Source organism: bacterium (assembly GCA_035380285.1).
Taxonomy (GTDB): domain Bacteria; phylum Auribacterota; class Erginobacteria; order Erginobacterales; family DAOSXE01; genus DAOSXE01.
The window spans coordinates 1-12,176 of sequence record DAOSXE010000004.1 but is presented as its reverse complement, the minus strand read 5'-3'; the positions used below and the strand labels follow the sequence as shown (position 1 = coordinate 12,176).

The 12,176-nt window shown below is 65.0% G+C and carries 9 protein-coding genes; 3 read left to right on the top strand and 6 right to left on the bottom strand.

The window, feature by feature from the left end:
* Positions 1–47: 47 nt before the first annotated feature.
* The 4 genes from PLZ73_02205 to PLZ73_02190 form a co-directional block, all read right to left on the bottom strand.
* Positions 48–4,172: a PKD domain-containing protein gene (locus PLZ73_02205; protein ID HOO76681.1), complete on the bottom strand. Its 4,125-nt coding sequence runs from the start codon at positions 4,170–4,172 to the stop codon at positions 48–50.
* A 151-nt stretch (positions 4,173–4,323) separates the two neighbouring features.
* Positions 4,324–5,001 carry an HD domain-containing protein gene (locus tag PLZ73_02200; protein ID HOO76680.1) on the bottom strand — a complete coding sequence of 226 codons (678 nt, stop codon included), beginning with the start codon at positions 4,999–5,001 and terminating at the stop codon, positions 4,324–4,326.
* Positions 4,994–6,043, bottom strand: a complete 1,050-nt coding sequence (locus tag PLZ73_02195; GenBank protein HOO76679.1) for a DUF3108 domain-containing protein — start codon at positions 6,041–6,043, stop codon at positions 4,994–4,996. The genes PLZ73_02200 and PLZ73_02195 overlap by 8 nt, the downstream gene beginning before the upstream one ends.
* Before the next feature lie 88 nt (positions 6,044–6,131).
* On the bottom strand, positions 6,132–6,911 hold the full coding sequence (locus tag PLZ73_02190) for a hypothetical protein (protein HOO76678.1): 780 nt from the start codon (positions 6,909–6,911) through the stop codon (positions 6,132–6,134).
* A 106-nt stretch (positions 6,912–7,017) separates the two neighbouring features.
* Here PLZ73_02190 and PLZ73_02185 point away from each other — a divergent pair, with 106 nt between their 5' ends.
* Positions 7,018–7,539 (top strand): hypothetical protein, encoded by a 522-nt coding sequence (locus PLZ73_02185; GenBank protein HOO76677.1) that lies wholly within the window; start codon positions 7,018–7,020, stop codon positions 7,537–7,539.
* A 499-nt stretch (positions 7,540–8,038) separates the two neighbouring features.
* Positions 8,039–8,407, top strand: a complete 369-nt coding sequence (locus PLZ73_02180; GenBank protein ID HOO76676.1) for a hypothetical protein — start codon at positions 8,039–8,041, stop codon at positions 8,405–8,407.
* A gap of 595 nt (positions 8,408–9,002) precedes the next feature.
* On the opposite strand, the gene PLZ73_02175 is transcribed toward PLZ73_02180, so the two are convergent.
* Positions 9,003–9,407, bottom strand: a complete 405-nt coding sequence (locus PLZ73_02175) for a hypothetical protein (protein HOO76675.1) — start codon at positions 9,405–9,407, stop codon at positions 9,003–9,005.
* Positions 9,408–9,832: 425 nt separating this feature from the next.
* On the opposite strand from PLZ73_02175, the gene leuA reads away from it, so the two are divergent.
* Positions 9,833–11,506 (top strand): 2-isopropylmalate synthase, encoded by a 1,674-nt coding sequence (gene leuA / locus PLZ73_02170; protein ID HOO76674.1) that lies wholly within the window; start codon positions 9,833–9,835, stop codon positions 11,504–11,506.
* 390 nt (positions 11,507–11,896) lie between these two features.
* Here leuA and PLZ73_02165 read toward each other — a convergent pair.
* Positions 11,897–12,176 (bottom strand): hypothetical protein (locus PLZ73_02165; protein ID HOO76673.1); only part of this gene is annotated, 280 nt, incomplete at its 5' end.

Genomic DNA, 12,176 nt, shown 5'->3' with positions numbered 1-12,176 from the left:
CTCCGGCATCCGCCCCGCCGGGAAGGGACCCGGGGCGGCCGCCGCCGTCAGGGGTTAGTCACCGGCTGATCGGCCGCCATCCCGAAAATCACCGAAATCCCCCCCCGGATCATCCACCGGGAGGAGCCGCTCCGGAATAGGGCGATATCGGCGACCCCGTCGCCGTCGTAGTCGGCCGGAACCGGCAAATCCCCGTCGACGCCGAAGTAGACGGCGGAACCGTCGCGGACAGCCCATTTCCCGCTTTGGGGGCGGAAGAGCGCGATGTCGGCGTCGCCGTCCCCGTCGTAGTCGGCCGGGACCGGAATATCCCCGGATTCCCCGTAAAAACAGGCCTCGGCGTCTCTTATCAGCCACTTCCCCGAGGAAGGCCGGAAAACGGCGATGTCGACGTCGCCGTCGCCGTCGTAGTCGCCCCGAACCGGCACGTCCCCCGCGGCGCCGAAGTAGACGGCGGAACCGCCGCGGATCGCCCATTTCCCGCTCTGGGGGCGGAAGAGCGCGATGTCGGCGTCGCCGTCCCCGTCGTAGTCGGCCGGGACCGGGAAATCGGCGCCGGTCCCGTAGAAACAGGAGTTGCCGTTGCGGATCAGCCACTTGCTCGAGGAAGGCCGGAACAGGGCGATATCCCACGTCCCGTCGCCGTCGTAGTCGGCCGGGACCGGCAGGTCCTCCGAAAGCCCGTAAAACGCCCTGGTCTTGCCCCGTATCAGCCAGAGTCCCCGAGACGGGCGGTACAGGGCGATTTCGGCGGTGCCGTCGCCGTCATAATCTCCCGGGCCGACACCCTGCACCGAGACGACGCCGGCGGCGTACGTCCCCACCGACATGACCGGGGCGCAGATGAAGTTTTCTTCGCGGTAGACCGTGCTCCCCGCCGTCGGCTGCCAGATTTCGGAGATCTCGTTGTAACGGAAAATCTTGAGATCGCCTTCCCGGATACCGGTGCCGTCGAGGATCCCGTTGTCGTCAGCATCCGGATAGGGGACCGTGAGTTCCGCCGGTTTCCGCAGCCCCCCGGAGTTTTCCAGGGAAACGACGGCGGTCAGGATCATCCGCTCCGGCAACGCCCTCAGCGCGCGGCCCGGGTGCGGGTTCCGGGCGGGGCGTTCGAGAATGACCGCGGCGTCTGCCGAACCCAGCGCCGCGCAGGGGACGTGGAGCGAGAGACCGCCGGCGATCTCTACCAGCAACGACGCTTCATCGGATGTTTTTTCCCTCCTCCGGCGGTTCCCGAACTCGTCGATGGTTTCATCGATATGGGAGTCGGCGGCGACCACGGTTACGGTTACCGGATCGGAATAGACGACGGTTCCGTCGGTATCGGCTCCTTTTCCCCTGATCTGGTAGTCCCCGAAGGGTATGGCGGTGGTGTCCCAGGAGCAGTAGAAGCTGTAGGGGGGAGGATAGATGGGGTCGGTCATATCGGTCCATTCCGATTCCCCCTCCGGGCGGTACTGCGGCTGCACCCAGCCGGTGCCGTTTCCGGGGGCGGTATTGATACGGACGGTGACGGCGTTGCCCGAAATCGTCTGCCCGTCCCGGGGGCTGGAGACCCAGATTTTCATCTCCGCGGGCGTGCCCGCGTCCACCGTGACCGAATCGGCGGCTTCCCGACCGTCGGCGGCCTCGACCCGGACGGTCGCCGTGTAATTGCCGGCCAGCGCGTAGCTGTGGGCGACGCTCCCCGAAGTCTGCGAACTCCAGTCGCTTTCGCCGTCGCCGTCGAAATCCCAGGCGTAGAGGACGATGTCCTCCTCCGGTTCGGCGACAACCGTGAAAGCGACCACGAGCGGGATGGTCCCCGATTCCGGGTCCGCCGAGGCCGCGACCGTCAAGGGCGTTCCCGCGGGGGAGACCTCGATTTCGACCGTATCGCTCTCGACCAAACCGTGGTCGTCGAGAACGCTGAGGCGGGCCTGCCAGGTCCCGGCCTGCCCGTAGACATGAACGATGGACGCGCCCTCGAGCGACAGGTGATCGATGGTGCCGTCGCTCTCGAAGTCCCAGAGATAAAAGAGGATTTCGTGAGGCGAGTTCACGGTCCCGTCGAGCCCGACCGCAAGCGGAGCCGAACCCGAAACCGGATCGGCGCGAGCCTCGACGACCGGAGGGGCGGTTTCCTCGTAGACCAGGATATCGTAGACGGAATTGCGCGCCACCCGGGCGAGCGAATCCTCCACTTCGCAGATGGCCTGGTAGGTTCCGACGGCGTTATAGGTGTGGGAACTGCGCGGAGAACGGGGAGATATATAGTCCCAGACCCCGTCCCCGTTGTAATCCCAGCGGTAGTATTGAATCGAGCCTCCGAAGAGGACGGTGGCCTCGAAGTCGACCGTAAGCGGGGCCGCCCCCGAGACCGGGTCGGCGCCGAGAAGCAGCTCGGGAGCCGCCGGGGTGGGGCTGGGGGTCGTGGGCGGGATCGGACTCGCCGAAGCGCTGGGGCTCGGAGAGGGCGGAGGGCCGGGGGACGGCGGCGGCGTGGCGCAGGGGTCGTTGGGCCGGTGCGACAGGGACCATGCCGCCCCGTGGAGCGTTCCGTCGTTGACGCCGAACTCGTCCCCCAGGAGGGACCCGCTGCCTTCCTCGGCCGGCCAGCGGCCGAGCAGGCACCCGGAGAGATGCCCCTTCCCGTCGCGGATGGCCGCGATCTGCTCCGGGGTCAGGGCCCCCCCGTTCTCCCCGCGGTAGACCGCGAGGTCGTCGATCATCCCCGCCCAGGAATGGGAGTTCCCCGGGGCCGAGTTCCAGCTCGCGCCCAGCCAGGTCGGGCTGGTGTTATGGTTGTCCCCCGGCTCCAGGGCTTCCGAGACCCCTACCAGGACCCCGTCCTGGTAGAGCCGGCCGGTACGGCCGTCGTGGGTGAAGGCCACGAAAACCCAGCGGCCCAGGGGGAACTCGTCTTCCGCCTCCACGTGCGGGGCCGAAGAAAAATACGGGTGGGTGACGAAACCGAGACGGTTACGGCCGTTGACGTTGAAAATATAATCCCACTCGCCGGAGTATCTCAGATTCCCCCGAGCCAGGATCGTGCGCCCGCCGTAGTAAGGAAACGTAGCGGTGGGGGCGTAGCTGTCGAGATAGACCCAGGCCGTGATCGAAAACGGCGGGGTCTCGTCGATGTCGTCCGACAGAGCCACGTAATCGTTGTTCCCGTCGAAGAGGAGGCTGCGCAGGCTGGGCTCGCACTCCCCCGGGAGTTCCGGGGTCGGAGACGAAAAAGCGCTGGGACGGGGGGAGAGCGTCGGAATCGGACTCGGCGTAGCGCCGGGCGGGGGAGAGAGCGTCGGCATCGGATCCGCCGAAGCGCTGGGGCTCGGGGAAGGTTGCGGTTCGGGAGTCTCCGACGGCGTGGCGCAGGGGTCGTTGGGCCGGTGGGAGACGGACCACCCGACCTCGTGGAGCGTCCCGTCGTTGACGTCGAACTCGTCCCCCAGGAGGGACCCGCTGCCTTCCTCGGCCGGCCAGCGGCCGAGCAGGCACCCGGAGAGATGCCCCTTCCCGTCGCGGATGGCCGCGATCTGCTCCGGGGTCAGGGCCCCCCCGTTCTCCCCGCGGTAGACCGCGAGGTCGTCGATCATCCCCGCCCAGGAATGGGAGTTCCCCGGGGCCGAGTTCCAGCTCGCGCCCAGCCAGGTCGGGCTGGTGTTATGGTTGTCCCCCGGCTCCAGGGCTTCCGAGACCCCTACCAGGACCCCGTCCTGGTAGAGCCGGCCGGTACGGCCGTCGTGGGTGAAGGCCACGAAAACCCAGCGGCCCAGGGGGAACTCGTCTTCCGCCTCCACGTGCGGGGCCGAAGCGACGGTCGGGTGGGTGACGAAACCGAGACGGTTATGGCCGTTGACGTTGAAAAGGTAGTCCCACGCGCCGGAGTATCTCAGATTCCCTCGGGCCAGGATCGTGCGCCCGGCGTAGTAAGGGAATATATCGCTGGGGGCGTAGCTGTCGAGATAGACCCAGGCCGTGATGGAAAACGGCGGGGTCTCGTCGATGTCGTCCGACAGAGCCACGAAAGCGGAGGATTCGTTGAAGAGGAGGCTGCGGAAGCTGGGCTCGCACTCCCCGGGGAGTTCCGGGGTCGGAGACGGGGAGGGATCGGCAGGGGCGGAAGGAGGGAGAGCCACAACCGCGAAAAATACCCCCGCCGTCATCAGCCGGCCATACCGTTTCATGAGAAACCCCCTTGGCGGCCCCGCGGGCTCACCGTGATAAATTAATACATATTTTCTGCCTTGTTAGTCTAAACACAAACGGGGTCCGATGGGAACGTAAACTTCGGAAATCCCCGGGCGCGGCGAGGGGCGGCCTGGGGCCGCTCCCGGGTCAGTCTTCTTCCCGGGCGGGAAAACCGGTGCCGGTCTCCGCGCAGAGGCGGCGGAAGAACTCGTCCATGAATTCGGACCGTTCCCGGGCCAGGCGCCGTCCCGTGGCCGTGAGCATGGTGTCTTCCAGGCGGCGCAGCTTGATCAGGTACTCCCGGTAGGCGGTGTCCTCCCGGCTGTACGGGTCCGATTCCAGGGCGGCTTCGGGGGAGTTGTGGAGCCGCGCGCCGATCCGGCCCGCGAAATGAAACGCCCGGGCGATGCCCACCGCCCCCATGCCGTCGAGCTTGTCGGCGTCGAAGACGGCCCGTTCCTCGGGGCTGGCCGGGGGTTCCTGCCCCGGGCGGCGGCGGTAGCGGTGGGAAGCCACGCAGGCGGCGACCCGGGCGATGAAGGCGCGGTCCTCGAAGCCGCACCCGGCCAGGATGGTCTGCGTCTCCTCGGCGCCGAGGCGGGCGTGGCAGTTTTCGCTCCCCTCCTCCAGTTCCCGGTCGCGGGCGATATCGTGCAGGAGCGCGGCCGCGGACACCACCTCCCGGTCGGCGCCCTCCCCTTCCGCGATCTCGAGGGCGGTGCGGTAGACCCGCAGGGTGTGGTCGTAGTCGTGGCAGGCCGGGTTGGCCTCCATCCGCTCCCGGACCAGCTCGAAGAGCCGTCGTTGCGGGCCCGGCTCACTCATCGCCGCCGCCGTTTTCGCCGGGAGGGGGATCGAAGATGAGGGCGCGCAGCGCCGCCCCGCGGAGAAAGTTGTCGGTCTGGGCTTCCCCGCGGATCCACTGGTCGGGGTCGTAAATCTCCATGATGTCGTAGACTTCCTCCACGCTGACGACCGGTTCGACCGGGAGCGGGGGGAGAACGGCCTCGGAGATGACGGCGTTGATGTTGCCCACGATCTTGGCCTCGACCTGAAACGCGACCGGCACATGGCGGTAATCGGAGGTCACCCAGGCCGACATCGTCCCTTTCTTGAGCGGGCTCCCCTCGTGGGTGGCCCGGGGCTCGAGCCGATACACCTTGACTCTCTCCAGGGGGCCGGTGTCGAACGCCCCCCGTTCCACCACTTCGATTTCGACGTCCCAGTTCTTCTTGTCGGCATTGACCCGGGTGGAGAGGATGTCCCCCAGGCGGAAGGGCTGGTTGCGGACCCAGAAGAGCAGGCTGAGAACGTCCTGGGTACAGGGCGAGATATCGAATCCGTAGGGCTCGTCTTTTTCCCGGTCGGGACGGGTATACACCGCCCTCAGGTTCTCCTGGTCGTAGACGATCCGCTGGTGCTTGGTGTAGTGGCCTTCCTTGATGACTTTTTCGAAACGGACCGGGCACCCGGACCCGGGGAGGATCCAGGAATGCACGGTGTCTTCGATGTTGAAGAAGTTGGCGAGAAAATCGTTGGCCCGGGTGACGGTGGTGACATGGTAGGCCTCCACGCCGTCCACCTCTTCGATCCCGTGGTTCTCCACCTCGACCTGCCCCACCGAAATCCCCATCCAGTTGACGTCGTAGACCAGTTTCTCCCCGGTGAGAAGGTTGAGGGTGGGCGTGAAGGTCTCTTCCCGCAGCTGCTCCTCCTCCAGCTCGCCGGGGGCGAGCTGGTCGGCGGAGATGAAGTTGACGCCGGTGGAACAGCCCGAGGCGAGCAGGCCCAACCCGGCGCAGATTCCCGGGAGTTTCGAGGAAATTTTCATGGTGGGAATCATGGGATAATTTCCGGCCGCGGGCAACGAGTTTCCTCCCCGGCCGGCCGCTCGGCGCGGTAAAAAAAGCCCCCCGCCGCGAACGGCGGGGGGCTTTCGGCGCGAAGCTCGGAACTTACTCCTCGACCTCGACCTCGATGCCTTCCTCTTCCATCTCGTCGCCGTTGTCGGAAGAGCCCACCGCGACCATTCCCGCGTCTTCTTCCTCGACTTCCTGGAACGCGGGGATATCGACGCCGGTCCCGTCGAAGACCAGCTTCATCCCTTCGTTCTCCATCTTGACCAGGGCGACCGGGTCCTTGTCGATGTCCCAGACCCATTCGGCGTAGGAATCGCCCTTGACCGGCGCGTTGGTCTCGATGACCTTGGTGGGGACGTTGATCCGGATCTGGATCCGCATTCCGGCGAACATCCCGGCCATCATCTTGGCTTCTTCGGCCTGCTCGGGGGTCACTTCCGAGGCTTCCCCGCTGCCGGTCATGAAGACGTAATTGCCGGAATCATCCTTGCTCAGGGAAAATCCCTCCAGGGGCGTGTCGGATTCGGCCAGGCCGTTGAGGCTCTGGAAGTCGAAGGCGACGGTGATGTATTTCCACCCGTCCTTGACTTCGGCCTTGACGTCCTTGAGGGTCACGCCCTTGTCCTTGAGCGCCTCGAAGCTCTCCTTGACCTTGTTCTCGTCGAACTCGAAGGCGTCCATGTCCATCTCCATCTCGCCGCCTTCCTGCTGCTTGGCCATGGCCTGAAGCTGCTGGATGCTCTGCTCGCTCATCCCGTAGGTCAGGGTGCAGGAACCGCTCCCGTCCTTGTTCAGGGTGATCTCCTCGTTGGCCTTGATGCAGCCGCCCAGGACCACGAGAGCGGCGATGCCCAGGATTGCGCCCAATTGTTTCATGCACCTTCTCCTTGCAGGGTTGGAACTTTTTACTGAAAAAAGCTCCCAGTTGTGGTTTATTGACCGCTGGTTCCGTCGCATGGTAGTAAACAGGGGGAGGTGGCAGGTGTCAACAGCAAACTCGTTCGGACCGGGGCCTCGGGAACTGTCGTTCCCGTCTCTCCAACTGGGTCCCGGCTCCCGAGCCACCCTCTTTTTCGTCTACCGCCGCTGCGACGGCTGGAACCGTCTCTGCCTGCCGCTTCCGCGTCCCCGCTGGACGGCCCGGTCCGCGGCGGCGGCGGCCCTGCTTTGCCTGGCGCCCTTCCTGCTGCTCCCCGTCATCCTGGAAGGCCCCGCCACCGGGCTCTTCGAGGGCTGGTACCGGCCCCTGGCCGGCAACGGGGTCTCCCCGGAAATCCTGTGGCTGGGCGCGGGATGGCTGGCGGCGGCGCTGCTGCAGTGGATCCTGAGCCGGGGCATCCCCCGGGGGCTGCGCACGGCCGAAGCCGTCGTCCCCGGCTGGCTCCTCGCCCCCGCATTCTACGCGCTGCTGCGGGGGTGGGAAGTGTGGCCGGCCCCGGCGGCGATTGCGACCGCGGGCCTCTGGGGCCTGATCTCGCTGTTTTCCCTGATCCGAGCCCGCTGAGCGGGCTACCCCCGCCGCGAACCCTGAAGATTTCTGCACCTATGAAAAGCATAGAGCATAGGGCATGGAGCATAGAGACAGTTCGGGGGAGGAATTCAGGGTTCAGGGGAAGAATTCAGGAGTCAGAATTCAGTATTCAGGAGCCCCCTGCCTCGGCCCCCTGGAGATCTTTGCACCTATGAAAAGCATAGAGCATAGGGCATGGAGCATAGAGGAATTCAGGGTTCAGGGTTCAGGCCCCTGCCTTGGCCTTGGAGATTCTTGCACCCGTGAAAAGCAGAATGCCGGGCTCTATGCTCTATGCCCCATGCTCCATGCCTCCCTCCCCCTGAACCCCGAACCCTGAACCCTCTCTTCCCCCTCTGTGCCCTGTGGTAAATCCCTTCCCCTTCATGGTGCGTCCAAGGTTACATGGATTTGCCGCACGGCCCGGGCGGCGCGGTGGTATAGTAGCGGGGCGAGAAAACGCGGAACCGCAACCGGAAAAAAGGAGCAGGCAATGCGGACATTTGCCGCCGGAATCCTGACGGTTTTTCTGATCTCCACCTCGACGGCCTTGCGGGTAGCCGAAGCCGAGCCCTCCGGGAGCTCCGCGTCGGTCGAGATACCGCAGCCGTTTCCCTCCCCGGAAAACGTCGCCGTAGGCGACAATCTGCCGACCGACGCCGAGGTCGCGGTCCCCGATTCCCTCCCTACCGACGCCGACGTCGCGGTGCCCGGCAACCTCCCCGCGAACGCCGAGGTCTCGGTGCCTCAGTACCTGCCGGCGAACGCCGACGTGGCCGTGCCCGACAACCTCCCCACCGACGCCGAGGTGGCTGTTCCCGACACGCTGCCCCAGGATCAGAACGTCACCATCGGCAACTGATTTTCCCCTGTGGATAACCTGGGGAAAACCCGGTAGAAACGGTTCCCGGCGGTGGATAAGACATCCCCCCACCAGCCCCCAGGGTTCAGGGGAAGAATTCAGGAGTCAGAATTCAGTATTCAGGAGCCCCCCGCCTCGGCCCCCTGGAGATCTTTGCACCTGTGAAAAGCATAGAGCATAGGGCATGGAGCATAGAGACAGTTCAGGGGAAGAATTCAGGAGTCAGAATTCAGAATTCAGTAGCCCTCAACCGCGCCCCCTCAATACGTCCACAGATGACACAGATCGGGAAGGTATGGGGATATATGAAGGAAGAAAAGCAGAGTGTTTTACTCTATGCCCTCTGCTCCCCCCAAGGGCCGGGGGGGGTGCCTCCTTCCTGAACCCCGAACCCTTTTTGCACCTGATTTCTCTGATTAACTCTGATTGGGGAAGAATTCAGGAAACGATCACCATGAAGAACATGAAGGCCAGGAAGAAAGAAATGTCACGGACTCTACGCTCTATGCCCCATGCTCCATGCCTGCCCCCCTGAACCCCGAACCCTTCCCTTCCCCCCTACACTACCTACATGCCTACATGTGAGATCCAGTGTTCAGGGATCCCAGACTTCCCAGACCTCCCAGCCCCCCATGGTCGCGGCGTTGAGCACGGCGTCGTCGTGTTCCTTCTCGCTCAACTCCTGGTCGAGCGCGTCTTCCTTCTGAGCCTGCAGTTCGAGCTGATAGCTCTGGTAGGCTTCCTGGGTGCCCCGGTAAAGCCGGTCCTGCTTGGCGTCGGCGAAGAAGTAATAAACGGTCCCGTCCTGTTCCCGGGGGAACACGGTGCGCTGGGGCAGCGTCTTGAGATGGGCTTCCCGCTCGGGGGTGTCGGCCAGCTTGAGCTTGAATCCGGCGGCGGTGAGCAGATCCTCGGTGCTCTTGGTCGAGGAGCCGCCGAAGATCGAACAGCCCGAGAGCGCGAGCCCGAGCAGGGCGGCGGTTACTTTCGCTATCTTCATCGCCTTCTCCTTTCGTTTACGTTTCAATCCGTCCGGGTCCCGAAGGCATAGTAGATCAACGCGGCCGGCGAAGCACTTAAAATAGCGGCCCTGCCTTTGGGGGCGCCATGCCGGAAAGACGATACTACCGAGAAATCCGGGCTTGACAGGGACCGGCAAAGCGGGTAGTTGTGTCCGCGATGACTGCGCATTTCGAAAATCCGGGGCATCGACTTAGCCTCCTCCTGCTCTCCGCCGGGAGATGACGGAGGGGGTGCGCCCGGATTACTCGAATCGTCGGTAAATAACCACGTCGAAACGAAGCCACCGCCTCCGCCAGGCGGCGGCTTTTTCTTTGGATACAATCGGCGGGGAACCGTCCCCGCCCCGAACGAGGAAAGACAAACATTAGCCTGCCGGCGGAAGCCGGCGCCAGGAGATGAACCATGACGAAAATGCCCTTCGCCAAATACCGGCCCCGCCCGGACGTCGGACTGCGTGACCGCACCTGGCCCGACCGGACGGTTACCCGGGCCCCGATCTGGTGCAGCGTCGATCTGCGCGACGGCAACCAGGCGCTCTTCGAGCCCATGAACGCGTCCCGGAAGCTGGAGTTTTTCCGCCTGCTCTGCGACATCGGGTTCAAGGAGATCGAGGTGGCGTTCCCGTCCGCATCCCGGACCGATTTCGACTTCGTCCGAACGCTGATCGAGGAGCGACGCATTCCGAAAGACGTGACCGTGTCCGCCCTCACCCAGGCGCGGGAACACCTCATCCGCCGCACCGTGGAGGCGCTGGCAGGATCGCGGCGGGCCGTCGTGCACGTCTACAACGCCACCGCGCCCGTCTTCCGGGAAGTGGTCTTCGGCCTGAGCCGCGACCAGGTGCGGGAGATGGCGGCGGGGGCGGTGCGCCTGGTCCGGGAGCTGACCGCCGCCCACCCCGAAACCGAGTGGGTCCTGGAGTACACCCCGGAGACTTTTTCGTTCACCGAACCGGAATTCGCCCGGGAGGTATGCGACGCGGTGACCGAGGTCTGGGGTGCCGCGCCGGAGAAGAAGGTCATCCTCAACCTGCCGGCCACGGTCGAGGTGGCGCCCCCCCACGTTTACGCCGACCAGATCGAGTGGATGCACCGGCGCCTGGCCCGGCGCGACGGCGTCATCGTCAGCGTGCACACCCACAACGACCGGGGCTGCGCGGTGGCGGCGGCCGAGCTGGCCCTGGCGGCGGGGGCGGAGCGCGTCGAGGGCTGTCTGTTCGGGAACGGCGAACGCACCGGCAACATGGACGTCGTTACCCTGGCCCTGAACCTCTATTCGCAGGGAGTGGACCCGGGGTTGGACTTCTCCGACCTCGACCGGGTCGGCGAGGTCTACGCCCGCTGCACCGGGATGCCGGTCCATCCCCGCCATCCCTACGCCGGAGAACTGGTCTACACCGCCTTTTCGGGTTCGCACCAGGACGCCATCGGGAAGGGGATGAAGAACCGGCGGGAGCGCGGGCAGACGCACTGGGAGGTCCCCTACCTGCCCATCGACCCCGGAGACGTCGGGCGCAGCTACGAACGGCTCATCCGCATCAACAGCCAGTCCGGCAAGGGAGGCGTGCGCTACGTCCTGGAAGAAGCGTACGGCTTCCGGCTCCCTGCGGCCATGCAGGCGGAATTCGGCCGGGTCGTCCAGGAGGTGACCGACCGGGACGGCGCGGAGCTTTCCCCCGACGACCTCTACCGCTGTTTCCGGCGGGAGTACCTGGACCGGGTTTCGCCCTACGCCCTGAAGGCCGCGCGCATCGAAACCGGGGAGGACGGGACCGCCCGGGTCCGGGCGACGGTCTCCGACCGCGGACGGGAAACGGCGTTTACCGGCCGGGGGACCGGCCCCATCGACGCGTTCGTCCGGGGTTTTTGCATGAAGTTCGGCCGTTCGTTCTCGGTGGCGTCTTACGAGGAACACGAACTCGAACGGGGGGCCGACGCCCGCGCCGTCGCCTATATCGGCATCGAAGCCGGGGAGAGGGCGCCGATCTTCGGAGTCGGGGTGGACGACAATATCAGCCGCGCGTCGATCAAAGCCGTGATCAGCGCCCTCAACCGTCTGGAACCGACGACCGGCTAAGCGGGAAGAGTGTCCACAGATTTCACAGATGAGGGAAAGAATCTACCATGAAGGACATGAAGATCATGAAGGGGGAGGGTTAGCCACAAAAGGCACAAGAGGGGAAAAAGTGGCCACAAGAGGCACAAATGGGCACAAGGGGATTTTCAACGGTTTGAGGACGGACTGAAAATGCCCAGCGGCGGCCAGTAGAAGAATTCAGAATACAGTAGCCCCCTGCCCCGGCCCCTGGGGAATTTCGCACCTGATTACTCTGGTTGGAGAAAAATTCAGAATTCAGGAAACGATCACCATGAAGAACATGAAGGCCATGAAGGGGGACGGAAGAGGGTGAGGTTAAGGGGCACGCTATGCCCTATACCCCATGCTCTATGCTCTGCTTCCCTCCCCTCAGGGGTTGGTGACGGGATGGTCGGTCGAGGATCCGTAGTAGGGAGCCGTCACCCCTCGCACCAGCCATTTCCCCGAGGCGGATCGGAAGACGGCGAAGTCCCAGGTTCCGTCCCCGTCGTAGTCCGCCGGCTGGACCGTGTCCGACGAGTTCCCGAAGTAAGCGGTGGGGCCGCCCCGGACCAGCCACTTCCCGTTGGAGGGACGGAAGACGGCGATATCGGCGGCTCCGTCGCCGGTGTAGTCCCCGGGGACGACGGTGTCGGTGGCGAACCCGTAG